The organism is Aureimonas sp. AU40 (assembly GCF_001463785.1).
Taxonomy (GTDB): Bacteria; Pseudomonadota; Alphaproteobacteria; order Rhizobiales; family Rhizobiaceae; genus Aureimonas.
On sequence record NZ_BBWL01000042.1, the window covers coordinates 18,327 to 44,119 of the forward strand.

Below are 25,793 nucleotides of genomic sequence, written 5' to 3' on the forward strand. Positions count from 1 at the left end.
GACGGCCGAGCGCGTTTTTCTCCTCTCGCCCGGAGGCTCCATGACCGACATCGCCATCACGCCCGACCTCATCGCCAGCCACGGGCTGAAGCCGGACGAGTACCAGCGCATTCTCGACCTGATCGGCCGCGAGCCGACCATCACCGAGCTTGGCATCTTCTCGGCCATGTGGAACGAGCATTGCTCGTACAAATCCTCCAAGCGCTGGCTTCGCACGCTGCCGACCAAGGGGCCGCGCGTCATCCAGGGTCCGGGTGAGAACGCGGGCGTCGTGGACATCGGCGATGGCGACTGCGTCGTCTTCAAGATGGAGTCGCACAACCACCCCTCTTACATCGAGCCCTATCAGGGCGCGGCGACCGGGGTCGGCGGCATCCTTCGCGATGTCTTCACCATGGGCGCGCGGCCGATCGCGGCGATGAACGCGCTGCGCTTCGGGGCGCCGGACCATCCCAAAACGCGCCATCTCGTGGCCGGCGTCGTGGCCGGTGTCGGCGGCTACGGCAATTCCTTCGGCGTGCCGACGGTGGGCGGTGAGGTGAACTTTCATCCTCGCTACAACGGCAATTGCTTGGTCAACGCCTTCGCGGCCGGCCTTGCGAAGACGGACGCGATCTTCCTGTCGGAAGCCAAGGGCGTCGGCCTGCCGGTCGTCTATCTCGGCGCCAAGACGGGCCGCGACGGGGTCGGCGGCGCAACCATGGCCTCGGCCGAATTCGACGACAAGATCGAGGAGAAGCGCCCGACCGTGCAGGTCGGCGACCCCTTCACCGAGAAGTGCCTGCTCGAAGCCTGTCTCGAGCTCATGCAGACCGGCGCGGTGATCGCGATCCAGGACATGGGCGCGGCGGGGCTGACCTGCTCGGCGGTCGAAATGGGCGCCAAGGGCGATCTCGGCATCGAGCTCGATCTCAACAAGGCGCCGGTGCGCGAAGAGCGCATGACGCCCTACGAGATGATGCTCTCGGAAAGCCAGGAGCGCATGCTCATGGTGCTGGAGCCCTCCAAGCAGGAGGTGGCCGAGGCGATCTTCCGCAAATGGGGTCTCGACTTTGCGGTGGTCGGCAAGACCACGAACGACCTGCGCTTCCGCATCCTGTTCGATGGCCGCGAAGTCGCGAACCTGCCGATCAAGGATCTCGGCGATCAGGCGCCGGAATACGATCGTCCCTGGACCGAGCCCAAGCCCGCCAAGGTCGTGCATCTCTCCGACGTGCCGGAGCCGCGCGACTACGCGAAGGCGCTGCTCAAGGTTCTCGGTTCGCCCGACATCGCCTCGCGCCGCTGGGTCTTCGAGCAATACGACACGTTGATCCAGGGCAACTCGCTGCAGCGCCCGGGCGGCGACGCCGGCGTGGTGCGCGTCGAGGGGCATGCGACCAAGGCGCTGGCCTTCTCCTCCGACGTGACGCCGCGCTATTGCGAGGCCGATCCCTGGCAGGGTGGCGCGCAGGCCGTGGCCGAATGCTGGCGCAACCTGACGGCCGTCGGCGCCGAGCCGCTGGCCGCGACCGACAATCTGAATTTCGGCAATCCCGAGAAGCCCGAGATCATGGGCCAGTTCGTGAAAGCGGTCGAAGGCATCGGCGCCGCCTGCCGCGCGCTCGACTTCCCGATCGTGTCGGGCAATGTCTCGCTCTACAACGAGACGCATGGGCGCGCGATCCTGCCGACGCCGACCATCGGCGGCGTTGGGTTGATCGACGATCGCCGGCACACGGCGACGATCGGCGGCATGCAGGAAGGCGATGTCCTGTTCTTGGTAGGCCAGGACGGGCAGCATCTCGGCAGCTCGATCTATCTGCGCGAGGTCGAGGGCCGCGAAGACGGCGCCCCGCCGCCGGTCGATCTCGAAGCCGAGAAGCGCCATGGCGATCTGGTGCGCGGGCTGATCCGCTCGGGCCGCGTCACCGCCTGCCACGATCTGTCGGACGGCGGGCTCGGCATCGCGCTGGCCGAAATGTGCATGGCCGCTGGCAAAGGGGCCAAGGTCAATGTCGGCGGGGGCGCCTTGCACGGTCCGCTCTTCGGCGAGGATCAAGCCCGCTATGTCGTTGCCGTCGCGTCGAAAGATGCATCGGCGATCGAGACAGAAGCGGGAAGCATTCCCATGCGCGAGCTCGGCACGGTCGGCGGCACGGCACTGGTGGTGAACGGCGCGCTCTCGATCGAGGTCGAGCGGCTGACCGTCGCGCATGAAAGCTGGTTCCCCAATTTCATGGCCGGCGTCGTAGACGCCAGCGCGGCCTGAACCGCGTTGCGAGCCTCCCCCGAAGCGCCTATCTTCGCTTCGGGGAGACGCGACCGGTTTGGTCGCGCCCAGCCAGGAGATCGACCGCATGCCGATGAACGCCCGCGACATCGAAACCATGATCAAAGAGGCGATCCCCGACGCCGTGGTGACGATCCGCGATCTGGCGGGCGATGGTGATCATTACGCGGCCGAAGTCGTGGCGGAGAGCTTTCGCGGCAAGTCGCGCGTTCAGCAGCACCAGATGGTGTATCAGGCGCTGCAGGGAAACATGGGCGGCGTTCTTCACGCCCTCGCCCTTCAAACCAGCGCGCCGAAGTAATATCTGCGCAAGTGACGCGTCCGACAGCGGTAAGCCGAGAGGTCGCGACCCCACTCTTTTCGCCATCGCCTCGCGGCGCAGGCCAACCCTGAAACGGACCCGACCATGAGCGGCATCATCGACTGGATCGACAACGAGGTGAAGGCGAACGACGTGGTCGTCTTCATGAAGGGTACGCCGGACTTTCCGCAATGCGGCTTTTCCGGTCAGGTCGTTCAGATCCTGAACTATCTCGGCGTCGACTATAAGGGCGTCAACGTCCTGTCTTCGGACGAACTTCGCACCGGGATCAAGGAATACGGCTCCTGGCCGACCATTCCGCAGGTCTATGTGAAGGGCGAGTTCGTCGGCGGCTGCGACATTCTCCGCGAGATGTTCCAGGCCGGCGAGTTGCAGGACTTCTTCTCCGAACGCGGCGTGGAAGCCAAGGGCGCCGCTGCGGCGCAGTAACGCCTAAGCGCGCAAAGAGCCATTCGTCTGAAGGCCCGCTTCGAACCGAAGCGGGCCTTCTTCGTTCAGTCACGGAGCTTTGCTACGAAGCGTTGAAATATAAGTCTCCCTTGCAATTGGCGGGGGAGCGTGTAGACGAGAGCCGCATCAGGAAAGATTTGAGACCATGTCCGACGCGTCGCATCCCACGCGCGGGATTCCCTATTGGGAACTCGTCACCCTCATCGCCTGCATCATGGCGCTGAACGCCGCCGCCATCGATATCTTCATTCCCGCGTTGACGGGCATCGCGACGTCTCTGCAGCTCGCCAATCCGAACCAGGCGCAGTTCGTCATCTCGTCCTACGTGATGGGCTTCGGCATCGCACAGATCGCCTATGGCACGCTGTCGGATCGCTTCGGACGGCGCCTGGTGCTGCTCGCGGGCCTTGCTGTCTATGTCGTCGCTTCCGTGGCAGCGATCTTCTCGCCGACATTCGGCGTGCTGCTCGCGCTGCGCGCGCTCCAGGGCGTCGGCGCGGCGGCAACGCGCGTCATCGCCGTTTCCGTGGTTCGGGACTGCTTCGGGGGCGCGCGCATGGCGAGCGTCATGTCCCTCGTCATGATGATCTTCATGGCGATCCCGGTGATCGCACCCAATATCGGCCAGCTCGTTCTCCTGTTCGGAGACTGGCACGAGATCTTTATTGCCATCGCCGTGTTCGGGACCTTCGTCGGCGTTTGGACCTATGTCCGTTTGCCCGAGACGCTGCATCCCGAGGATCGGCTACCACTCACAGTCAGCCGCGTCGTCGGCGCCTTCCGTCTGGTGCTGACCAACCGCCGGGCCTTCGCCTACACCCTTTCGACCGCGCTGATATTCGGCGTGCTCTTCGCTTTCATCAACCAGGCAGAACAGATCTACGGCACGATCTACGCCCTCGGCCCGGCCTTTACGCTCTACTTCTCCGCCGGCGCCGTCTTCATGGCGGTGGCGTCCTTCACCAATTCCCGGCTGGTGGAGCGCTTCGGCATGCGTCGCCTGTCGCATGGCGCGCTCTGCCTGTTCCTGGCGTTCAACATCCTGCATCTGAGCGTCGCGCTTCTGTCGGGCGGCGTGCCGCCCTTCCCGGTCTTCTTCGTCGGGATCATCGCGACGCTCTGTCTGTTCGGCTTCATCGGCACGAACTTCAACGCGCTGGCCATGGAGCCGCTCGGCCACGTCGCCGGCACGGCGTCCTCCGTGCTGGGCTTCATGCAGACCTTCGGCGGCGGCGTGCTGGGCGCAGCGATCGGCTATCTCTACAACGGAACGCTGATCCCGCTCCTGTCGGGCTTTGTCGTCCTGTCGATCGGGGCGGTCGTCTGCGCGCTGGTGGCTGAGAACGGACAACTCTTCCGGCCTGATCGGACCGTGGATTACGAAGACCCGATCGTCACGCACCCAGCCGCAGCGGCGGCCGAATAACGAAAACGCCGGCCCAAAGGCCGGCGTTTTCGTTTGAAATAGCGTAGCGTTTCAAGCGCGAAGAATGTCATCGCCAATCAGCGCACGCAGCGCCTGCCAGCTTTCCGGGTCCGTCGCGGTCAACAGCCCGCCCTTGGTGTCGGTCGGGCGATAGGGCTCGCCGTTCCACTTGCGGACATAGCCGCCTGCCTCCTCCAGAAGCAGCGTGCCGGCGAGATGATCCCACGGCATCAGCTTCACATAGAACTGGTAGTGCAGAGCGCCGGAGGCCGCGAGGCGGTACTCGTGCGCGGCTGTGCGGTAATTGGCGAGAATGCGCGTGTCGGCGAGCCGCGTCAGAAGCGCCCTGCGCTGGTCCTTGGGGAGCATGGAGGACGACGCGACGCCGATCATATCCGCGATGCCGGCGGGCTCGGCGGCGCGCAGGCGCACGCGTTCGCCGTCCGGCCGAACTAGGAAAGCGCCAGCGCCCTTTTCCGCGATCATCCAGTCGTCGCCCAGCGGATCGTAGATCAGACCGGCGACCGTCTCGCCCTTCGACACCACGGCGGCCATGACTCCAAAGAGCGGCGCGCCTGCAGCGAAGTTCGCGGTGCCGTCGATCGGGTCAACGATGATCGAGAGGTCAGCCTCGCCGATCCTGGCAAGCAGGGCCGGGTCGGCCGCGACGCCCTCCTCCCCAACGAAGAGCGCGTCCGGCAGACGTGCCGCGCATTCGCGTTTGATGAAGCGCTCGGCCGCTTCGTCGGCCTCGGTCACGAGATCGACCGCCGAGGTCTTCTCGCGGATGTCGCCTTCGCTAAGGCGCCGGAAGCGCGGCAGGATTTCGGCCTTGGCGGCGTCGCGCAGGATGGCGGCGAGTTTATCGATCGGCAGGGTCACGGCGTCGGGTCCGTTCTGGAATGAGGCTGAAGCTGTGCGAAGTCGAAGAGATTGGGGTCGAGAAGATGGCTCGGCTTCACGGTCGAGAGCGAGCGGGCGATCGTCTCCTTGCGGCCGGGGAAGCGGCGCTCGAGATCGCCGAGGAAGCCTTTGAGCGCGCTGCGCTGCAGGCCTTCCTGGCTGCCGCAGAGGTCGCAGGGAATGATGGGAAAGCGCATGGCTTCGGCGAAGCGGGCGATGTCCTCCTCCGCCGAGCGGATCAGCGGCCGCAGCACGGTGAGGTCGCCTTCGTCGTTCAGGAGCTTTCCCGGCATGGCCGAGAGCTTGCCGCCATGGAGCATGTTGAGGAAGAAGGTCTCGATCGAATCGTCGAGATGGTGGCCGAGCACCAGCGCCTCGCAGCCCTCTTCGCGCGCGATGCGATAGAGATTGCCGCGTCGAAGGCGCGAGCACAGGGCGCAGGTCGTAGCGCCCTCGGGCACCTTCTCCTTCACCACCGAATAGGTGTCGCGATATTCGATGCGATGCGCGATGCCATAGCGCGTGAGGAAGTCCGGCAAAATATGCTTTGGGAAGTTCGGCTGACCCTGATCAAGATTGCAAGCGAGCAACTCGACCGGGAGCAGGCCCCGCCATTGCAGGTCGAGCAGCAGCGCCAGCAGCGTGTAGGAGTCCTTGCCACCCGACAGGCCGACCAGCCAACGCGCGCCGGGCCGAACCATGGCGTAGGTCTGCATCGTGTCGCGCGCCTGGCGCAGCAGACGCTTGCGCAGCTTCTTGAAGCCGACGGAGCCGGGAGCCTCGCGAAACAGCGGATGGACGCCCTCGCCGCCTTCTGGCTCGGTGTCGGCCGCGTCCGTCGCGCTATGCCTGTCGTCGTCCAGCATGGATAGCAGCTCCTTCGAAGCTCGCAGTAGCAACCACGGCCCAAAAACAAAAGGCCGCCCGAAGGCGGCCTTTCGAAAAGGTCTGTCCCGAAGGGCGACCGATCAGCGCGAGTAGAACTCGACGACGAGGTTCGGCTCCATGACGACCGGATACGGAACATCGTGCAGACCGGGAACGCGCTGGTAGGTGACGACCATCTTGCCGTGATCGACTTCGAGATAGTCGGGAACGTCACGTTCGGCGAGCTGGGTGGCCTCGATGACCACGGTCAGCTGCTTGGACTTCTGACGAACCTCGATCACGTCGCCCTGCTTGCAGCGGAACGAACCGATGTTGGTGCGCACGCCGTTGACGGTGACATGGCCGTGGTTGACGAACTGACGCGCTGCGAAGATCGTGGGAACGAGCTTCGCGCGGTACACGATCGCGTCCAGGCGGGACTCGAGCAGGCCGATCAGGTTCTCCGAGGTGTCGCCACGACGACGGGCGGCCTCTTCGTAGATCTTGCGGAACTGCTTCTCGGACAGATCGCCGTAGTAGCCCTTGAGCTTCTGCTTGGCACGCAGCTGCGTACCGAAGTCGGACATCTTGCCCTTGCGGCGCTGGCCATGCTGGCCCGGGCCGTACTGGCGACGATTCACCGGGGACTTCGGACGGCCCCAGATGTTCTCGCCCATGCGGCGATCGATTTTGTATTTAGCGGCTTCGCGCTTAGACATCGCATTTCCTAAAGACAAGACCGGCGGACCATTCCATCCGGCCGAGGAAACGCGCCCTCCTTTGCTCGCCCTGCGGCGAGCCGACAGGAATGCCACGACAAGCGCGACCATCCCACGGGACACGTAAAGAAACGGCGGACCTTTCGATCCGCCGATGCATGCCGCTTAATCGATCCGTCACAAATCGTCAAGGCTCGGGAGGCGTTGCGCCTATTTGCGAGCGATGACCCAGACGGCGTGAACGATGCCGGGAATATAGCCAAGAAGGGTCAGGATGATGTTGATCCAGAACTGCTTGCCGAGGCCAACCTCCATGAACACGCCGAGCGGCGGAAGGAGAATGGCGAAAATGATTTTGATCAGGTCCATGGAACGCCCGTTCACGTCTCGATGAGCCCTGAACGTTCGAGCGCCCCGCTCGTTCCTCGTCCTCCAACGCTCTCAAGTGCGGTTCATTCGCGGCCGCGCCTCGCAGGCGATAGATCAAGGACAGGACTCATGCTCAAGCCCAGCCTTCTCGGCGCCCTGACGGCCGCGCTGCTTGGCGCCCTCTCGGCGCCCGCCCTGGCGGACGCTTCCTACTTCCAGCGTTTCGCTGGATCGTTCTCGGGAAACGGCACCGTCCAGCGCGAACAGGACAGCTCACCCCGCCGCGTATCCTGTTCGCTGACAGGCGCGGCACCCTCCGCCAATCGGCTGCGCATCGACGGCTCCTGCCGCGCAGCCATCATCGTGCGCCGCGAGATCGGCGCCGACATTCGCTACGATCCCGCCTCGCAGCGTTTTGCCGGCACCTATACCGGCTCCAGTCGCGGCCCGGCGCAGCTCCGCAACGGACGGCTGAGAGGCGACACGCTGACGCTCGATCTCGTTTATCCCCAGCCTGTGCATGGCGATCGCAACGCGGTCATGACGATCCGCAACAGCGGCAACGGACGCTTCACCCTGACGGTGACGGATCAGGTAGACGGGCAATCGCGCACGACATCCAACGTCTCGCTCAGCCGCAGCTAGTTCTAACCGTCAGGCGCGCAGGCCGAACCCGCGAATGAGCGACCGGGTGGCGGCATCCGGCTCGCCCGCCGTGAAGATCGCCCGGTCCCGCTCGTCCGGGACGGGCGCTCCATCGGGCGGCAGAAGCGAGAGCGCGCGCCGGGCGATGGCTTCGGCCGGGTCCAGCCAGTCCACCGGCCAGGGCGCCGTCTTGCGCATACGGTTGGCGAGAAACGGATAATGCGTGCAGGCCAGCACCACGATGTCGGTCCGCCGGCCGTCGCGCTCGACGAAACAAGGTGCCGTCTCGGCCTGTACGGCCTGCTCGTCCACGAAGCCGTGACGGAGATAATCCTCGGCCAGCGCCGCCAGCCGAACGCTGCCGACGAGGTTTATCTCGCATTTCGAGGCCCATTGGGTGATGAGATCGCGCGTGTATTGGCGCTTCACCGTGCCGGGCGTCGCCAGCACGCTGACGAGGCCGGACTGCGTGCGCTCGGCAGCTGGCTTGATCGCGGGAACAGTTCCCACGAAACTCATCGCCGGGAACGCGGCGCGAAGGTCGCCCAGCACCAGTGTCGAGGCCGTGTTGCAGGGAATCATGCACAGGAGCGGATCGTGCTCGGCGATCAGTCGCTCGAACAGGTCCACGATCCGCGCGCGCAGTGCCTCCTCCTCCCAGTCTCCGTAGGGAAAGGCCGCATTGTCGGCGACATACAAAAAGCGCCGTTCGGGCATCAGCACGCGCGCCTCACGCAGCACGGTGAGTCCGCCCAAGCCGGAGTCGAAAAGGAGAACGGGCCGGTCGCTCATTCCCCGCCCTCGATGGAGGGTTTCTCAGAAGCGATGCGGATCTGGCGCTCGAAGGAGCGTAGCACGCCATGAAGGGTGCTGAGTTCGGGGCCGCTGAACCCAGCGCGGGTCAGCATGATCCGCAGGTTGTGAACCATGACCTCCCGCTTCTCCGGCGGGAAGAAATAGCCCGCTCCGTCCAGCGATCCTTCCAGATGCGCGAAGAAGCGGTAGAGGATCTCCTTCTCTGCGGGGACGATCTCCGGCGCGGTGAAGCGCGGCGCGGCACCCTCGCCCAGACCCGACTTCATCCACTCGTAGCTCATCAGGAGGACCGCCTGGGCGATGTTGAGCGAGGCGAAGGCGGGATTGACCGGGAAGGTCACGATCTCGTCGGCAAGGTCGACCTCCTCGTTCGACAGGCCGAAACGCTCGCGCCCGAACAGAATGCCGGCCTTCTGGCCGCCTCTGATGCGCGTGCGCAGCTGCCCCGCCGCATCGTCCGGCCCGCGCACGGGCTTGACGGAATAGCGCGGCCGCGCCGTCGTCGCCAAGAGATAGGTCAGGTCGGCGGCTGCCGCCTCGACCGTGTCGTAAAGCGTCACCGCGTCGATCACATGGTCGGCACGCGAGGCGCTGGCGCGGGCCTTCTCGTTGGGCCATCCGTCGCGTGGGTTCACCAGACGTAGGTCCGCCAGCCCGAAATTGGCCATGGCGCGCGCCACCATGCCGATATTCTCGCCAAGCTGCGGCTCGACCAAAATGATCGCGGGTCCTTCGGTCAGGTTCTCGTCGGTGCGGTTCGTGCCGGCCAAGGCGCGCCCTTTCCTGAAATTTCGCCTCGACTGCCCTTAGCGCGGCTCATAAGCCGAGCAAACCCTTAGCCTTGCGGTTCGACGGCTTTGCGGCGGGGAAACCGGGTGTTATAGCGCGGCCATCACGCCGGGGGCATTTCCGCCCTCTGTCCAACAACGCTCCGGCCGCCTTGGCCGGGGGCCTCTTGGGGAAAGCAGCATATGGCGAAGATCAAGGTCCAAAATCCGGTCGTGGAGCTGGACGGCGACGAGATGACCCGGATCATCTGGCAGGCGATCAAGGACAAGCTGATCCACCCCTACCTGGACATCGATCTCGAATATTACGACCTCTCTGTCGAGAACCGCGACGCCACTGGCGATCAGGTGACGATCGATTCGGCCAATGCCATCAAGAAGCACGGCGTCGGCGTCAAATGCGCGACGATCACGCCGGACGAGCAGCGTGTCGAAGAGTTCAAGCTCAAGAAGATGTGGAAGTCGCCCAACGGCACGATCCGCAACATTCTCGGCGGCGTGATCTTCCGCGAGCCGATCATCATGAAGAACGTGCCGCGCCTCGTGCCGGGCTGGACGCAGCCGATCGTCGTCGGCCGCCATGCCTTCGGCGACCAGTACCGCGCGACCGATTTCAAGTTCCCCGGCAAGGGCACGCTGTCGATCAAGTTCGTCGGCGAAGACGGCCAGGTGATCGAGCACGAGGTCTATCAGGCGCCCTCCGCCGGCGTCGCGATGGCCATGTACAATCTGGACGAGTCGATCCGCGAGTTCGCCCGCGCCTCGTTCAACTACGGCCTTCTGCGCAACTTCCCGGTCTATCTCTCGACCAAGAACACGATCCTCAAGGCCTATGACGGCCGCTTCAAGGACATTTTTCAGGAAGTGTTCGACGCGGAGTTCAAGGCCGAGTTCGACAAGCGCAAACTCACCTACGAACACCGCCTGATCGACGACATGGTCGCCTCGGCTCTGAAGTGGTCGGGCGGCTATGTCTGGGCTTGCAAGAACTACGACGGCGACGTGCAGTCCGACATCGTGGCCCAGGGCTTCGGCTCGCTCGGCCTCATGACCTCGGTCCTGATGACGCCGGACGGCAAGACGGTCGAGGCGGAAGCCGCGCACGGCACCGTGACGCGCCACTACCGCCAGCACCAGAAGGGTCAGGAGACCTCGACCAACTCGATCGCCTCGATCTTCGCCTGGACACGCGGTCTCGCGCATCGCGCCAAGCTCGACGGCAACGAAGAGCTGAAGCGCTTCTCCGAGACGCTGGAGAAGGTCTGCATCGACACGGTCGAGGCCGGCCACATGACGAAGGATCTGGCCCTTCTCATCGGCCCGGATCAGCCCTGGCTTTCGACGACCGGCTTCCTCGACAAGATCGACGAGAACCTCCAGAAGGCGATGTCGGTCGCCTGACGCGCTATCCGTCATTGAATGCACGAGAGAAAGCCCGGCCATCTGGCCGGGCTTTTTCGTTTTCGCCAAATCCAATCTCGCGAAAACAGTTCGTTCAATAAATTGTCATGCTGCAAAAGAAACCATTGATCGAACGGGGCATTCTCCAATCATACCCAATCATGGAGTCTGTCATGTCGATCAAGAGCCTCGCTCTCACGACCATCACCGCCCTTTCGCTTGGTGCGATGGTGGCTATTCCGTCCGTTTCCGCCCAGTCGGCTTCCTGGGTCGAGGTTCGAAAGGACGCAGCGCTCGCTGGCTGGAACACCACCGCCGGTATGGCGACGAACATGAAAGTTCTCGGCCCCACCGGCGCCGAGGTCGGGAAGGTGGGCGAGATCCTTGGAGCCGATCGAAACAGCCCGGCCGCTGCCGTGGTCGATTTCACCGGCGTCGAAGGCTATCGCCAGGGAAAGACAGCCATCCCGCTGGAGCAGTTCACGCTCGCGGACGGTATTCTTTCGCTGCGCAGCAGCGCGTCGGACTTGGCCGCCATGCCGGCCTGGAACTCGTAAGTCTCGCGCAAAAAAAAGGGGCGCTCCGGGCGCCCCTTTTCTGTCCCAGTAGTCAGGATAGTCAAGCCGCGAGCTTAGCCTCGACCGCCGCAATAGCGGCGTCGGCATTGGCCGCATCCGGTCCCCCGGCCTGCGCCATGTCCGGACGACCGCCGCCGCCCTTCCCGCCGATGGCCTCGGAAGCCGCGCGCACGAGTTCCACGGCGCTGAAACGGGCGGTCAGATCGTCGGTGACGCCGACCACCACACTGGCCTTGCCGTCCGCCACGCCGACGAAGGCAACGATGCCGGAGCCGAGACCCGATTTCACCTCGTCCACAAGACCCTTGAGGTCTTTGGGCGCGACACCGTCCAGCACGCGGCCGACGAAGGACACGCCGCCGATCTCCTTCGGTGCCGTGGAAGAGGCATTGCCGTCGCCGGCCAGCGCCAGCTTCTTCTTGGCCTCGGTCAGCTCGCGCTCAAGGCGGCGGCGCTCTTCGGCTAGCGCCTCGACACGCTCGGCCAGTTCCGCCGGCGCCACCTTGAGAGTGGACGCGATGCGCTTCACGCGGGCGTCCTGCTCGAGGAGATAGTCGCGCGCGGCAACGCCCGTCAGCGCTTCCACGCGGCGCACGCCGGCGCCCACGGCCCCTTCGGACACGACATGGACCAGACCAATGTCGCCGGTCGCGCGAGCATGGGTGCCGCCGCAAAGTTCGATCGAATAGGCGGACTTTCCGCCCTTGGCTTCGCCCATCGCGACGACGCGAACCTCGTCGCCATACTTCTCGCCGAACAGCGCCATGGCGCCGAGTGCGATGGCGTCGTCCACCGCCATGAGACGGGTTTCGATCGGCGTGTTCTGAAGGATCACGGCGTTGGCGAGTTCCTCGACCTTCGCGAGCTCTGCGGCCTCGAGAGGCTTGGGGTGCGAGAAGTCGAAGCGGAGGCGATCGGCCGAAACTTCCGAGCCCTTCTGGGCGACATGCGTCCCGAGGATCTCCCGCAAACCCTCGTGCAGTAGATGCGTCGCCGAATGGTTGGCGCGGATCTTTGTGCGGCGCGCGTGATCGACCACCAGTTCCAGAGGCGTTCCCACCTTCAGCGTGCCCCCGACGAGCTTGCCGCGATGGATGAACAGGCCGTTGGCGACCTTCTGCGTGTCTTCGACCTCGAAGCGGATGCCGTCGCCCTTGAGAATGCCGGTGTCGCCCACCTGGCCGCCGGACTGCGCATAGAAAGGTGTCTGGTTGAGGACGATCGTGGCCTGCTGACCGGCGGTGATCTCCGGCACCTCGGCGCCGCCCTGCACGATCGAGCGCACTTCGCCCTCGGCCGTTTCGGTGTCGTAACCCAGGAACTCGGTCGCGCCTTCGCGCTCGCGGATCGCGAACCAGACCGTTTCCGCCGCCGCCTCGCCAGAGCCCACCCAGCTCGCGCGCGCCTCGGCCTTCTGGCGCTCCATGGCGGCCTGGAAGGAGGAGAGATCGACACCGACGCCGCGAGCGCGCAGCGCGTCCTGCGTAAGGTCAAGCGGGAAGCCATAGGTGTCGTAGAGCTTGAAGGCGACCTCGCCGTTGAGACTGTCGCCCTGGCCGAGCCCTTGCGAGGCGTCGTTGAGCAAGATGAGGCCGCGGTCGAGCGTCGTGAGGAAGCGCTTCTCCTCCAGCTTCAGCGTCTCCGAGATCAGCGCCTCGGCCCGCACCAGTTCGGGATAGGCGCGACCCATCTCGGACACCAGCACCGGCAGCAGCTTGAAGAGAACCGGCTCACGCGCGCCCAGCAGCTTGGCGTGGCGCATGGCGCGGCGCATGATACGGCGAAGCACATAGCCGCGCCCTTCGTTCGATGGCAGGACGCCATCGGCGATCAGGAAGGCAGTGGCACGAAGATGGTCGGCGATGACGCGGTGGCTGGCGAGCGCATCGCCTTGGGCGCGCGAGCCGATCGCCTCCTCCACCGCCGCAATCAGTCGGCGGAACAGGTCGATCTCGTAGTTGGAGGTGACGCCCTGCAGGATGGCGGCCATGCGCTCGAGGCCCATGCCGGTGTCGATCGAGGGACGCGGCAGAGCCACCCGCTCGCCCGGCGAAACCTGCTCGAACTGCATGAAGACGAGGTTCCAGAATTCGAGGAACCGGTCGCCGTCCTCGTCCGGCGAGCCCGGAGGGCCGCCGAAGACGCTCTCACCTTGGTCGTAGAAGATTTCGGAGCACGGGCCGCAGGGGCCGGTCTCGCCCATGGTCCAGAAATTGTCGGAGGTCGGGATGCGGATGATCCGATCATCGGAGAAGCCCGCAATGCTTTTCCAGAGGCGCGCGGCCTCCTCATCCTCGGAGTAAACGGTGACGAGCAGACGGCTCTTGTCGAGCGAAAACTCCTTGGTGACGAGGTTCCAGGCGAGGCTGATCGCCTCTTCCTTGAAATAGTCGCCGAAAGAGAAGTTGCCGAGCATCTCGAAGAACGTGTGGTGCCGGGCGGTGTAGCCGACATTGTCGAGATCGTTGTGCTTGCCGCCGGCTCGAACCACCTTCTGCGCCGTGGTGGCGCGGGTGTAGTCGCGCTTCTCCAGCCCGGTAAAAACGTTCTTGAACTGCACCATGCCGGCGTTCGTGAACATCAGGGTCGGATCGTTGCGCGGCACGAGCGGCGAAGAGGCGACCGGCTCATGCCCGTTCTTCGCGAAGTATTGAAGAAAGGTCGACCGGATCTCGTTCACGCCGCTCATGGAAAAACCTTCAACTGGGGAGACGCGGCCGGGGCATGGGAACCGCTCCGCGCAAGCCTTTTAGCGGCGAGGGAAAATCCTGTCTATGCCGCATCGGGACGATGGCGCTGCCGAGGGCCGGAAACGAAAACGCCCGCCGATGCGGCGGGCGTCGTCATCTATTGGGAAGCGGGTCTCAGGCTTCGCCATCCCCCTCGCCGTCGTCCTCGGACGGGCCGGAGTCCAGCAGTTTCTCGGCGATAAGGCCGGCATTCTGTCGGATGGCCGCCTCGATCTCGGCCAAAAGTGCCGGATTGTCGCGCAGCGTCTGCTTGGAATTCTCACGTCCCTGGCCCAGACGCTGGGAATTGTAGGAGAACCAGGCGCCCGACTTCTCGACGATACCAGACTTCACGCCGAGATCGACGAGCTCGCCGACCTTCGACACGCCTTCGCCATACATGATATCGAACTCGACCTGCTTGAACGGCGGGGCCAGCTTGTTCTTCACGACCTTGACGCGGGTCTGGTTGCCCGTGACCTCCTCGCGATCCTTGATCGAGCCGATGCGGCGGATGTCGAGGCGCACGGAGGCGTAGAACTTCAGCGCATTGCCGCCTGTCGTCGTCTCGGGCGAGCCGAACATGACGCCGATCTTCATGCGGATCTGGTTGATGAAGATGACCATGCACTTGGAGCGCGAGATCGAGCCGGTGAGCTTGCGCAGCGCCTGGCTCATCAGGCGAGCCTGCATTCCGGGCAGCGAGTCGCCCATCTCGCCCTCGATTTCGGCGCGCGGCGTCAGCGCCGCCACCGAATCGATGACCAGCACGTCAATCGCGCCGGAGCGAACCAGCGTGTCCACGATCTCCAGCGCCTGCTCGCCCGTGTCGGGCTGCGAGATCAGGAGATTGTCGAGATCGACGCCGAGCTTGCGGGCATAGACCGGGTCGAGCGCGTGCTCGGCATCCACGAAGGCGCAGACGCCGCCGCTCTTCTGAGCTTCGGCCACGGTATGAAGCGCGAGCGTGGTCTTGCCCGACGATTCCGGCCCGTAGATCTCGACGATACGCCCTTTCGGCAAGCCGCCGATGCCGAGCGCGATGTCGAGGCCGAGCGAGCCGGTCGAAACGGTTTCGATATCCAGCTTCTCGGTCTGGCCGAGTCGCATGATGGAGCCCTTGCCGAAGGCCCGTTCGATCTGCGAAAGCGCTGCATCGAGCGCCTTGTTCTTGTCCACCGAAGTATCCTCAACGAGACGGAGTGGGCTCTGGGCCATGAAGGTGAAACCTTATTTCACGGGGCGAGACGGGGTGCAATGCGCTTGGCTGTGACGGACATGTACCCTTTTTGTTCTCATTTTTCAAGGCGCGTTCCTGCTTTGTTTCTGATTTCCAGCGCGCAGTTTTCGGCTTTCGATTGCCCATGACGACCGATCCTGTCCTGCCCAAGATCGTCCTTCTCGGCGGAGCGCATCTCGACCGCGTGGCGCGCTCCGGCGTGTCCTTCGTGCCGCGCGCCTCCAACCCCGGCCGAAGCCGCGAGAGTGTCGGCGGCGCCGCCTTCAACGCCGCGCGCGCCCTCGCCCGTTTCGGCGCGCAGACCCATCTCGTCAGCGCCAGGGGCGGAGACGGGATCGGAATTGCCGTGGAGAGTGCTTTGGAAAGCGAGGGGATCGGCGATGGTTCCCTAACCTGGCTCGATCGGCGCTCGGCCAGCTACACCGCTATCCTGGACGAGACTGGCGAGTTGCGTGCGGCGATCGCCGACATGGAGATCTACGACCTTCTCTCGCCCCGGTCTTTTCGACGCTCGCACCTGAGGGACAAGCTCGCCTCGGCTGACGCCTGGATTCTCGACGCAAATCTGCCGGACGTCAGCCTGACGCATTTCGCGGGCGCGGCGAGCGGGCGCCCCGTCTTCGGCATCGCCGTTTCCCCGGTTAAGGTTCTGCGCTTTCGGGCTTGTCTGCCCGCGCTTTCGGCGCTGTTCCTGTCGCGAACGGAAGCGGTCTCGCTGCTTTGCCTCAGCAAGGACACGCCTCTTCCCGATCTCGCGGAGGGACTCTTCAGCGCTGGCCTCCGGCGTGCGGTGATCACGGATGGGCCGAACCCTGCGTTGATTCTCGACGGTTCGGCGCGCCACCTTCAGGCGACGCCTCAGATTTCATCCATTCGGGACGTGACCGGGGCCGGCGACACGCTGGCGGCCGGCGCCGCATTCGAGTTGCTCCACGGGGCGGATTTCGTCTCGGCCGTTCGGGTGGGCATGGCGGCGTCCTCATTCCATATCGAGGCCGAGCTGCCCCTCGATTCGCTTCTGCGTTGCCGCCTGCGGGCCGCGTCGCTTCCTCCCGCCACACCTCTTGCGTAAGGCATGACCTCATGAACGACTTGATCCAGCTTTCGCCCGCCGTGTCCGAAGCCTTGCGCTTCGGCCGCGCCGTCGTGGCACTCGAATCCACCATCATCACCCATGGCATGCCCTGGCCGCGCAATCTTGAGATGGCGCGTCAGGTGGAAGCGCTCATTCGCGAGGAGGGCGCCGAGCCGGCGACGATCGCCGTGATCGACGGCAAGCTGCATGTCGGCCTGACCGACGCCCAGCTCGAAGCCCTGGCGCAGACGCAAGGCGCGCTGAAGTTGTCTCGGGCCGACCTTGCCTATGCCGTGGCCGCCGGGCGGACAGGATCGACCACCGTCGCCGCGACGATGATCGCCGCCAAACTGGCCGGGATCGAAGTCTTTGCGACGGGTGGGATCGGCGGCGTCCACAAGGGCGCGGAAACCAGCTTCGACATCTCGGCCGATCTCGATGAACTCGCACAAACGTCGGTGATCGTCGTGTCGGCTGGCGCCAAGGCGATCCTCGACCTGAAGAAGACCTTCGAAGTGTTGGAAACCAAAGGGGTTCCGGTGATCGGCTATGGCGTCGACGAGTTGCCGGCCTTCTGGTCGCGCCGCTCCGGCATCGCCGCGCCCATCCGCATGGACAGCGCCGACGCCATTGCCGACTTCCAGCGGGTTCGCGAGAAGCTGGAGATCGCCGGCGGCATGCTGATCGCCAATCCGCTTTCGGAAGAGTTGGAGATCGACGGTGCCACGATCGGCACATGGATCGACGCCGCGTTGAGCGACGCCGAGGCACAGGGCATCCAGGGCAAGGCGACGACGCCCTTCCTGCTGCAGCGGATTTTCGAGCTCAGTGACGGCCGCTCGCTCGCGACCAATATCGATCTCGTGCAGTCCAACGCGCGTCTTGCGGCCCGCATCGGTGTCGCGCTCGCCAAACGCCCGAAGGCCTGACGGCACGTAGACTTCAATATTGATCGAAGACTGTTCGGCAAAAATCTAAGCGGAGCGCGCTCGATTGTGAGGCGCTCCGCAATAACGTTTAGGGTCGCCGAACCGGACGAACCGACAGCCGGCGTTCCCGCGTCTGTCGCTACTCTTCCAAGGCGTCCTTGACCGCCACGGCGAGGTCGCGAAGCGAGAAGGGCTTGGGCAGGAAGCCGAACTTCTCGCCCTCCGGCAGATTCTTGGCGAAGGCGTCCTCGGCATAGCCGGACACGAAGATGAACTTGAGGTCGGGCCGCACCTTGCGCATCTCGCGCAGGAGGGTCGGCCCATCCATCTCCGGCATGACGACGTCCGATACGACGAGATCGACCTTGCCGTCGAGTTCTTCCATCACGTCCAAAGCCTCGATGCCGGACGACGCCTCGTGAACCTCGTAGCCCCGCATTTTGAGCGCGCGCACATTGCCCGCGCGCACATTGTCCTCGTCCTCGACCAGCAGAATCGAAGCTGTGCCGGAGAGGTCCATCTTGGCATTGGCGGCCTGCGTGCCCGCCTGCTCGACGCGCGGCGCGGCGACTTCGGCCGGGATGTGCCGCGGCAGGAAGATGCGGAACACCGTACCCTCGCCGGGCTTGGACTCCACGAAGATGAAGCCGCCGGACTGCTTCACGATGCCATAGACCATGGACAAGCCGAGGCCCGTTCCCTTGCCGATTTCCTTGGTGGTGAAGAAGGGCTCGAAGATGCGCTCCGCGACGTCGGCCGGCATGCCCGAACCGGTGTCGGCGACCTCCATCAGGACGTATTCGCCGGAGATGAGCTCGGAATAGGCGAATGCGGCCGCCTCGGCTTCCGACACGTTGCGGGTGGAGATCGTGACCGTCCCTTGCGTGGACATCGCGTCCCGGGCGTTCTGCACAAGATTGGTCACGACCTGCTCGAATTGACCGATATCGGCCATGACGGGCCAGAGATCGCGGGCGTGGTGTCGCTCCAGCTTCACCAGATCGCCGGAAATCCGCTTCAGGAGCAGATGCATGTCGGCGATCACGTCCGTCAGGTTCAGCATCTTGGGACGCATGGTCTGGCGGCGGGAATAGGCCAGGAGCTGGCGCACCAGCGAGGCCGCGCGGTTGGCGCTCTGCTTGATGAGAAGCAGATCCTGGAAGGACGGATCGCCCGAGCGATGGTTGAGCAGGAGGAAATCGACCGAGGCGGTGATGATGGTGAGGACGTTGTTGAAGTCGTGCGCGATGCCGCCGGCCAGATTGCCGATGGCCTGCATCTTCTGGCTTTTTGCGAACTGGTCTTCGAGCGTGCGCTGCTGCGTGATGTCCACGCCGTAGAGAATCGCCACCTCGCTCGTGCCGTCCTGCATGTCGGCATTGGCGCTGACATAGAGCCGGGCCGAGCGCATGGGTTCGGTTGGAAGCTCCGCGTCGACGGAGGGTATGTCGGCTTGGCCGCGCGAGGCGGCGGCGAGCGCCTGGCGGATCGCCTCCCGGTTTTCCTCGCGCACGCAGTCGGTGATCGGCTGCGCGCCGATCGCGGCGTTTTCGCCGAACAGGCGGCCGAACGCGCCATTGGCCCGCGCCACGCGGCCGTTCGCGTCGAGCGCGGCGATGGCCATGGGCGAGGAATTGAAGAAGCGGGTGAAGCGCACCTCGGCGGCGCGCAACGCCTGTTCCTGCTCGCCCGTGCCGACCCGGTTGAGCACGAGCGTGCGCGTTACGCCCTTCATGCGCTCGCCTGCCGGCGCGAAATTGCGCAGGAGGCGGACCGGCAGGCGCTGACCCGTCGCTGTCACGAGGTCGAGATCGACCGAACTGATGTCGTTCTCGTCGGCCACGCGCTTGGAACGGCGCAGAAGCGCCGCGTCTTCCTCGCGCATATAGTCAAAGATCGAATGCGCATAGGGTTTGAACGAGGCCAGATCGATCCGCAGCCAGTCGGCCAGCGTGGCGTTGATATAGCCGAGGCGCCCGGCTTCGTCGGCAGCGAAGAAGCCGGCGGGCGCATGATCGAGATAGTCGATCGCGTGCTGCAGGTCGCGGAAGAAGCTTTCCTGCTCCTCCCGCTCGCGCGTGATGTCGGCGATCTGCCAGACCTGCAGCGTGCCCTTGTCGGTGGCGAGCGGGCGCACGGATGCGCGATACCAGCGCGGTGAGGCGTCGGCGGTGCGGCTGCCGAGTTCGCGCGTCAGGCGGAACTCCTCCTGGCCGACCAGATTTTCGCGCGACAGGTTGGCGAGGCGATAGATGGCCTCGGAGGCTTCCGGCTCGCGCGAGAGAAGGCGTTCCAACGTGCGCACCTCGCCGGCGGACTGCGCGCCTGTGCGCTCGCCATAGGCGCGGTTGGCGTAGACGACGCGGCCTTTTCGGTCCGTAACCAGTGTACCGGTGGGCAGATCGTCCAGAAAAGCTTTCGCGATCCCTTGCTCCGCCCGGCGGAAGCCGAACTGCAGGAGCCCGAGCGCCAGCCCGAACACGGCGGCCACGCCGACCATGGCGAGAAGGCCGAAGATGCCGAGAAGCGCGATGGCCCCATAGACATGACCGAACAGAGCCAGTGTCGCGGCGAAGACGAACAGAAACCCGGCGAGAAACAGGATGCGGCGGACGCCCGACGAATCAGGATGGCGATCGATCAACGGCTTCTCGGTCGGGCTGGGGTGAACCGGCGCGGTCTGTTCCACAGGGGATGCTCCATGCATCAGCATCGGCCCTTCCGATAACGGGCTGGAAAGGTTACGACCGTTTGGCGCGAAGCGCACGAGATTCTGTCGAATTTGCGCCCGTCATTGCCGTTCGTCATGATGGCACGGCAGTATGGGTCGTAGCTGACCTGACACTGGATCGGGGCGGGTGGCGACATAAGAACCGAATACCGATAGCGGTCTCGAAACGTCAACGACGATCGGGACCGTCGTCATCGCGGAGGTATGGTAAATGCGTGATTGGTTGACCGGCGTGGTTGGAGAGAGTTTGGCGCCGATCGTTTCGGTGGTTCTGGCCGCCGCGGTGGTCATTCTCCTGGTCCTGCTGCTTGTCGGCTTGGCCAAGCGGGTGTTCGCCGGAACCGGAGGCCTCGGAAGCCGAGGCCGGGCGCCACGTCTCGCAGTTCTGGACGTCGTGCCGGTGGACCAGCGCCGCAAGCTGGTGCTCGTGCGCCGCGACGAGGCGGAGCATCTGATCCTGATCGGCGGTTCGAACGACCTCGTCGTGGAACAGGGCATCTATCGCGGCCCAGGCGCGCGTCGCGGCCCGCCGGGCGCCGTTCGTCAGGAGCCGGAACTCGGCGGCGCCGATCGCTCCTCCTCCCCCGGCCCGCTTCCGCATCGCCGCGTACCGCCGCAGGCTCCCGCACGGCCCGCACCGGAGCCGGTTCGCGCCGATCTGGACGAGCCGTTCGTTCCCGAAGTTCCCCCGGCCATTCAGAATGCGCGCGCGGCCGATCCCGTGGTCGAGGCGCCGCGTGCGGCGCCCGCCCTGCGCGCCGAGCCGTTCCTTGAGCCGCAACTGTCCGCGCAGGCGGAGCCGCCGCGCCGTGCGGCCGTCACCCCCGAACCGCCTCGCCAAGCGCCGCCGATGACTCGCCCGACCGAGCCCGCGCGTGCTGCGGTCGAGCCGCCGCGTGCAGCCGTGGAGCCGCCCCGGCCGGTCGAACCGCAACGCGCGGTTGAGCCGCCCCTCTCACCCGCACCGGTCATTCCGCCTCAGCGTCAGCCTGCGCCTCCAAAAGCCGAGCCGAGCCGAGCCGAGCCGGCGCGCGCTCCTGTCGCTGCGCCTTTGCCCGCACCGATCCCAACACCGGTTTCTCGGGTCGCTCCCACCCCCGAACCTGCCGTCGCTGAGACGCCGGCTGTTTCCCACACGCCCGAGCCGCGCGTTGCAATACCGGTATCCGCCCCCCCGCAGCAGCCGGAGCCGATCGTTGGTTTTGCGCTGACGGACGATGCAGCGGAGTCCCGCGATCCTGCTCGCTCTGCACCGCAGCCAGCGCCTCCCGTCGCCGCTCCGATGGGATTGCCGACTGGTGCTGTCGTCGCGCCGCGCTCCATGGCAACGCCGACACTGCCCTCGCCGGCACGCCCCGCTCCGCCCATCGCGCCGCCGGTTCAGGCTCCCAACGCGCCTGTCGTCGCTGCTCCGCCGCGCCCGCCCGAGCCGATCTTGCCGACCAGCGCTCGCGCGCTCTGGTCGCCTACCCCGTTCGCCGCCGAGAGCGCGCCTGTTTCACCGCCGCGCACGGAACCGGTAGCCGCACCCGTCGCCCCAACCGCCCCCAAGCCGCCTGCGGTTGACGAAACTCGCCTCACGCAAGTGGTGGAGCCCGAAGCGGACGAGCTGCCCGTTCCCACGTCGGAACGTTCGGCACCCGAGAGCGACGGCGATGCCCGCTCGCCTCTGCAGGTTCGCAGCTTCGCCTCTGCCATCCAGTCTCGTCGCACCACGCCGCTGCCACTGCCGCCGGTGGCCGCACCGACTCCTCCCGCTCCGCAGGTCGAAGCATCCGTGGGACCGAAGGCGGAAACGCCTCGACCGATCGAGCCGGCGATTTCGGTCGCACCGGCTCCGCGGCCGCCGGAGCCCGCTTCGCTCACAGCTGCGCCGAGCGTGGAGAAAGAGTCAAAGGCAGATCAGACCGAGCGCCCGATGACGCTCGAAGAGGAAATGGAACGCCTGCTCCATGACTTCACGCTCGACGTGTCGGATCGCCGCTGAGGCTTTGACAATAGGGCGTAAGCCCAAACTTCAGCGAATGTTCTGAAATGGATAAAACAAAACGGGCCGCTTTCGCGGCCCGTTTTGTTTTGTGTCCAGCGCTCTTACTGCAAGAATTAAGGGCTCGATGCCCTTCCTATCCCTCACGCTACCATCAGGTTTCTATACGGCCGTCGCTGAGGACACGGTCCGAAACCGGCACCCATTCGAAGGCCCGCAGAACCGGCGGCTCCCTACTCGTCGCGATACACTTTCTCGCGGCGCTCGTGCCGTTCCTGTGCCTCAAGAGTCATGGTCGCGATCGGGCGCGCATCCAGCCGCTTCAGGCTGATCGGCTCGCCGCTTTCCTCGCAATATCCATAAGTCCCGTCGTCGATCCGCTCGATCGCGGCGTCGATCTTAGCGATCAGCTTGCGTTGGCGATCGCGCGCCCGCAATTCGATCGACCGATCCGTTTCCGACGAAGCCCGATCGGCCGCATCGGCTTGGTTGGCGTTCTCCGTCGCGAGCGCTTCGAGTGTTTCCTTGGCTTCGCGAAGAATCTCGGTCTTCCAGGCCAGAAGCTTGCGACGGAAATATTCCTTCTGCCGATCGTTCATGAACGGCCCATCCTCGGGAACGCCGGTTCCGATTGGTAAGGTTTCGCTCATCTGCCACCTCCAAGCCGAGTTGAGGCGCTTATAACCATGCCTCGGGCTGTGAACAAGCGCTTCGCGCCTTTGCGAGAAAACGCGCAAGCGTCGCCTAAGCTTCCGTCAGACAACGACTTTTGAACGATCATCGAGCAGACGGTCGCCGCTTTTTCAGGCACATCATAAGTAAAGCAGATATCGACGCGAAACATGCTGTAGTTGTCCTCGCCTCGCCCTTTTCGAACCTGCCTCCCGCCAACGGCATGAGAATCACCGGTTTCAGCGATAATCATACCGTTCGCGAGGTTTTGTGGGACGATTCCTCTCTTATATAGGCGGCAGATCATCACCGAGGCCGCTGCTCCGCCTATGAGTTCCTTCGCCGACGAAGCACGAATCGTTCTCGACAATTTGGCCGATCGGAGCGCCGGCCTGTTTCACCCAACATTGCGGCTGGGCGTGGCCGGCTTGTCGCGCGCGGGCAAGACGGTGTTCATCACTTCGCTCGTCCATAATCTCGTGCATGGCGGGCGTCTCCCGCTGTTTCAGGCGCGGGCGGGAGGGCGCATCAGCCGGGCCTATCTGGAGGAACAGCCGGACGACGCGGTGCCCCGCTTCCAGTACGAGGAGCATCTGCGTGCCATTCTGGAAGATCGGCTTTGGCCGCAGTCGACGCGGGCGATCTCCGAGCTGCGGCTCACGATCGAATACGAGTCGGCTTCGGGCTGGTCACGCTTCTTTTCCGCCGGCAAGCTGTCGCTCGATATCGTCGACTATCCCGGCGAATGGCTGCTCGACCTTCCCCTAATCGACAAGAGCTTCGAGCAGTTCTCCAGCGAGTCTCTCGAACGCGCCAAGCTGCCGTCTCGCGCGGAGATGGCCCGCCCCTTTCTCCAACTCGTGGAAACGATAGATCTGAACGCCCCGGCCGACGAGCCGACCAGCGTACGGCTCGCCGCGAGTTTCGCGGATTATCTCCGGGCCTGCCGGGCCGACCGCACCGCCCTGTCGACCCTCCCGCCGGGGCGCTTCCTCATGCCCGGCGATCTCGAAGGCTCGCCGGCACTGACATTCGCGCCGCTGCCGGTCGAGCTCGGCGCGGTTTATGAAAAGGGCAGTTTCGGCGCGTTGCATGCAAGGCGCTACGAGGCCTACAAGTCGGTTGTCGTGAAGCCCTTCTTTCGCGAGCATTTCGCAAGGCTCGATCGCCAGATTCTCCTGATCGACGCGTTACAGGCGATCAACGCAGGCCCCGAGGCGGTGCGCGATCTGGAGATCGCGCTCAGCGACATTCTCTCCTGTTTTCGGCCCGGTCGCGCCAGTTGGTTGGGATCGTTCCTCACGCGACGCATCGATCGGATTCTGGTGGCCGCCACCAAGGCCGATCATCTGCATCGGGGCGATCATCAGAAGCTGGAGAATATCGTTCGGCGGCTGGTGCAGGATGCCGTCGCCCGCGCGGACTTTTCGGGCGCCGAGACCGACGTGATCGCCATGGCCGCAATCCGCGCCACGCGCGAAGCGAGCGTGACGGATCGCGGCGACACGCTGCCGGTGATCGTCGGCACGCCGCTGGCCGGCGAACGGATCGGTGACGAGCGTTTCGATGGCGAGACCGAAACCGCCGTCTTCCCCGGCGATCTGCCGAGCGATCCCGGTCGGCTCCTGCGTGAGCCGCAGGGCCAGGGCGCGCGTCGTCCGCCCGTCACCTTCGTGCGGTTTCGGCCGCCCCGGCTGGAGCGCACCGAGGACGGGCTCACCCTGTCGCTGCCCCATATCCGCCTCGACCGGGCGATGCAGTTTCTTCTGGGAGATCGTCTGGCATGAGCGAGGACAATCCGCGTCGACCGGCCGCCTTCCGCTTGGACGTGCCGCCGGTGCAGGCGCCGACCAAGCCGGCTGACCCTGAGCGGGCGCCCCGCGCCATCCCGGACCTTGCGCGCGTCCAGATCGAGCCAGACGAGGCGCTCGAAGAAGCGGCGTTGGAAGCGCTGGATGCACCCGCCGCCACCGCGCGACGACGCTCCGGCTTCTCCTTCGGCAAGCTCTTCCTCGGCGCGCTCAGTGCCATCGTCTCGCTGGCCTTCGGTCTGGCGCTCGATGCCTTTATCCGCGATCTCTTCACGCGAGCGGATTGGCTGGGCTGGGTTGCGCTCAGCCTCACGGCGGCCGCGCTCCTCGGACTGTTCGGCGTCGTCGGCCGAGAGATCAGGGGGCTGCTGCGCCTCAATGTCGTGGAGCGCGAACGGCGAGACGGGATGGAGGCGTTCCGTACCGACGACGAGCGTGAGGCTCGCGCCGTCGTCTCCCGCCTCGTCTCCATCCTCTCGGAGCGGCCGGATACGGCCAGCGGCCGCGAGCGGATGCGCGCCACGGCCGACGATGTGATCGACGGGCGGGACATGATCGGCCTTGCCGAACGCGAGCTGCTGCTTCCCCTCGACGCCAAGGCGCGGGCCCTGGTGCTGGCGTCCTCGAAGCGCGTCTCGGTGGTGACGGCGGTGAGCCCGCGCGCCATCGTCGATCTCGCCTTCGTCCTGTTCGAAACACTGCGCCTGATCCGCATGGTGTCGGAACTCTACGGGGCGCGTCCCGGCACGATCGGGCTCATTCGCCTGACGCGCGACGTTCTGGCGCATCTGGCTGTGACCGGTTCGATCGCGGTGGGCGACAGCGTCGTGCAACAGGTGGTGGGCCACGGTTTGGCCGCGCGCCTCTCGGCCAAACTCGGCGAAGGCGTCGTCAACGGCCTCCTGACCGCGCGGGTCGGTCTTGCAGCCATGGACTTGTGCCGACCTCTGCCGTTCCTGTCCGTCCAGCGGCCGAAGATCGGCGATTTCCTCCGCGACCTCTCCCCTGCTACCGGACTAAGTGGGCGGTGAGACCTTCCCGCAACATCCGGTTGCGGAGCCGT

Annotated in this window: 22 protein-coding genes; 12 read left to right on the top strand and 10 right to left on the bottom strand. The window is 65.1% G+C overall.

Annotated elements, in window-relative coordinates; all coding sequences use genetic code 11:
* The first annotated feature begins 40 nt into the window (after positions 1 to 40).
* The 4 genes from purL to AUL32_RS16195 all read left to right on the top strand — a co-directional run bounded on the left by purL (position 41) and on the right by AUL32_RS16195 (position 4,470).
* A complete protein-coding gene (gene purL / locus AUL32_RS16180; RefSeq protein ID WP_062117491.1) occupies positions 41 to 2,251 on the top strand; it encodes a phosphoribosylformylglycinamidine synthase subunit PurL in 2,211 nt (736 codons plus the stop codon).
* 88 nt (positions 2,252 to 2,339) lie between these two features.
* Entirely contained in the window at positions 2,340 to 2,573 is a 234-nt protein-coding gene (locus tag AUL32_RS16185; RefSeq protein ID WP_061977777.1) for a BolA/IbaG family iron-sulfur metabolism protein, read from the top strand.
* A 105-nt stretch (positions 2,574 to 2,678) separates the two neighbouring features.
* Complete coding sequence (gene grxD, locus AUL32_RS16190) at positions 2,679 to 3,023, top strand: Grx4 family monothiol glutaredoxin (RefSeq protein WP_061975911.1); 345 nt, start codon at positions 2,679 to 2,681, stop codon at positions 3,021 to 3,023.
* Positions 3,024 to 3,189: 166 nt separating this feature from the next.
* Positions 3,190 to 4,470 (top strand): multidrug effflux MFS transporter, encoded by a 1,281-nt coding sequence (locus AUL32_RS16195; RefSeq protein WP_062116988.1) that lies wholly within the window; start codon positions 3,190 to 3,192, stop codon positions 4,468 to 4,470.
* A gap of 51 nt (positions 4,471 to 4,521) precedes the next feature.
* On the opposite strand, the gene AUL32_RS16200 is transcribed toward AUL32_RS16195, so the two are convergent.
* From AUL32_RS16200 to AUL32_RS24585, 4 genes are all read right to left on the bottom strand, one after another.
* Positions 4,522 to 5,352 (bottom strand): inositol monophosphatase family protein, encoded by an 831-nt coding sequence (locus AUL32_RS16200; protein ID WP_062116991.1) that lies wholly within the window; start codon positions 5,350 to 5,352, stop codon positions 4,522 to 4,524.
* Positions 5,349 to 6,239: a tRNA 2-thiocytidine(32) synthetase TtcA gene (gene ttcA / locus AUL32_RS16205; protein WP_062116994.1), complete on the bottom strand. Its 891-nt coding sequence runs from the start codon at positions 6,237 to 6,239 to the stop codon at positions 5,349 to 5,351. The genes AUL32_RS16200 and ttcA overlap by 4 nt, the downstream gene beginning before the upstream one ends.
* Positions 6,240 to 6,341: 102 nt before the next feature.
* On the bottom strand, positions 6,342 to 6,959 hold the full coding sequence (gene rpsD / locus AUL32_RS16210; RefSeq protein ID WP_061975903.1) for a 30S ribosomal protein S4: 618 nt from the start codon (positions 6,957 to 6,959) through the stop codon (positions 6,342 to 6,344).
* 210 nt (positions 6,960 to 7,169) lie between these two features.
* On the bottom strand, positions 7,170 to 7,328 hold the full coding sequence (locus AUL32_RS24585) for a YqaE/Pmp3 family membrane protein (RefSeq protein WP_082639326.1): 159 nt from the start codon (positions 7,326 to 7,328) through the stop codon (positions 7,170 to 7,172).
* A gap of 129 nt (positions 7,329 to 7,457) precedes the next feature.
* On the opposite strand from AUL32_RS24585, the gene AUL32_RS16215 reads away from it, so the two are divergent.
* Positions 7,458 to 7,973: a hypothetical protein gene (locus AUL32_RS16215; protein WP_062116997.1), complete on the top strand. Its 516-nt coding sequence runs from the start codon at positions 7,458 to 7,460 to the stop codon at positions 7,971 to 7,973.
* A gap of 9 nt (positions 7,974 to 7,982) precedes the next feature.
* Here AUL32_RS16215 and murI read toward each other — a convergent pair whose 3' ends face one another.
* The gene (murI, locus tag AUL32_RS16220; RefSeq protein WP_062117000.1) at positions 7,983 to 8,765 is read right to left on the bottom strand and encodes a glutamate racemase; all 783 of its coding nucleotides are present in this window, start codon (positions 8,763 to 8,765) and stop codon (positions 7,983 to 7,985) included.
* Positions 8,762 to 9,559: an RNA methyltransferase gene (locus tag AUL32_RS16225; protein ID WP_062117003.1), complete on the bottom strand. Its 798-nt coding sequence runs from the start codon at positions 9,557 to 9,559 to the stop codon at positions 8,762 to 8,764. Before AUL32_RS16225 ends, murI begins: the two co-directional genes overlap by 4 nt.
* A gap of 201 nt (positions 9,560 to 9,760) precedes the next feature.
* Between AUL32_RS16225 and AUL32_RS16230 the strand changes: the two genes are divergently transcribed.
* Together AUL32_RS16230 and AUL32_RS16235 are read left to right on the top strand one after the other, a co-directional pair.
* The gene (locus AUL32_RS16230; RefSeq protein ID WP_062117006.1) at positions 9,761 to 10,978 is read left to right on the top strand and encodes an NADP-dependent isocitrate dehydrogenase; all 1,218 of its coding nucleotides are present in this window, start codon (positions 9,761 to 9,763) and stop codon (positions 10,976 to 10,978) included.
* Positions 10,979 to 11,151: 173 nt separating this feature from the next.
* Positions 11,152 to 11,535, top strand: coding sequence for a hypothetical protein (locus tag AUL32_RS16235; RefSeq protein ID WP_156421497.1), 384 nt, complete (start codon positions 11,152 to 11,154; stop codon positions 11,533 to 11,535).
* A 61-nt stretch (positions 11,536 to 11,596) separates the two neighbouring features.
* On the opposite strand, the gene alaS is transcribed toward AUL32_RS16235, so the two are convergent.
* Complete coding sequence (alaS, locus tag AUL32_RS16240) at positions 11,597 to 14,245, bottom strand: alanine--tRNA ligase (protein WP_062117012.1); 2,649 nt, start codon at positions 14,243 to 14,245, stop codon at positions 11,597 to 11,599.
* Between the two features lie 175 nt (positions 14,246 to 14,420).
* Positions 14,421 to 15,503: a recombinase RecA gene (gene recA / locus AUL32_RS16245; protein ID WP_061975887.1), complete on the bottom strand. Its 1,083-nt coding sequence runs from the start codon at positions 15,501 to 15,503 to the stop codon at positions 14,421 to 14,423.
* A 146-nt stretch (positions 15,504 to 15,649) separates the two neighbouring features.
* On the opposite strand from recA, the gene AUL32_RS16250 reads away from it, so the two are divergent.
* Together AUL32_RS16250 and AUL32_RS16255 are read left to right on the top strand one after the other, a co-directional pair.
* Positions 15,650 to 16,597, top strand: a complete 948-nt coding sequence (locus AUL32_RS16250; RefSeq protein ID WP_062117015.1) for a PfkB family carbohydrate kinase — start codon at positions 15,650 to 15,652, stop codon at positions 16,595 to 16,597.
* Positions 16,598 to 16,608: 11 nt separating this feature from the next.
* Positions 16,609 to 17,529 carry a pseudouridine-5'-phosphate glycosidase gene (locus AUL32_RS16255; RefSeq protein ID WP_062117018.1) on the top strand — a complete coding sequence of 307 codons (921 nt, stop codon included), beginning with the start codon at positions 16,609 to 16,611 and terminating at the stop codon, positions 17,527 to 17,529.
* 139 nt (positions 17,530 to 17,668) lie between these two features.
* On the opposite strand, the gene cckA is transcribed toward AUL32_RS16255, so the two are convergent.
* A complete protein-coding gene (gene cckA, locus AUL32_RS16260; protein WP_244497931.1) occupies positions 17,669 to 20,218 on the bottom strand; it encodes a cell cycle histidine kinase CckA in 2,550 nt (849 codons plus the stop codon).
* Positions 20,219 to 20,471: 253 nt separating this feature from the next.
* On the opposite strand from cckA, the gene AUL32_RS24590 reads away from it, so the two are divergent.
* Positions 20,472 to 22,247: a flagellar biosynthetic protein FliO gene (locus AUL32_RS24590; RefSeq protein WP_082659744.1), complete on the top strand. Its 1,776-nt coding sequence runs from the start codon at positions 20,472 to 20,474 to the stop codon at positions 22,245 to 22,247.
* Between the two features lie 233 nt (positions 22,248 to 22,480).
* Here AUL32_RS24590 and dksA read toward each other — a convergent pair whose 3' ends face one another.
* Positions 22,481 to 22,897, bottom strand: coding sequence for an RNA polymerase-binding protein DksA (dksA, locus tag AUL32_RS16275; protein WP_061975878.1), 417 nt, complete (start codon positions 22,895 to 22,897; stop codon positions 22,481 to 22,483).
* Between the two features lie 351 nt (positions 22,898 to 23,248).
* On the opposite strand from dksA, the gene AUL32_RS16280 reads away from it, so the two are divergent.
* Positions 23,249 to 24,706 (top strand): YcjX family protein, encoded by a 1,458-nt coding sequence (locus tag AUL32_RS16280; RefSeq protein WP_062117028.1) that lies wholly within the window; start codon positions 23,249 to 23,251, stop codon positions 24,704 to 24,706.
* Complete coding sequence (locus AUL32_RS16285) at positions 24,703 to 25,761, top strand: YcjF family protein (RefSeq protein WP_062117032.1); 1,059 nt, start codon at positions 24,703 to 24,705, stop codon at positions 25,759 to 25,761. Before AUL32_RS16280 ends, AUL32_RS16285 begins: the two co-directional genes overlap by 4 nt.
* The last annotated feature ends 32 nt before the right edge of the window (positions 25,762 to 25,793 follow it).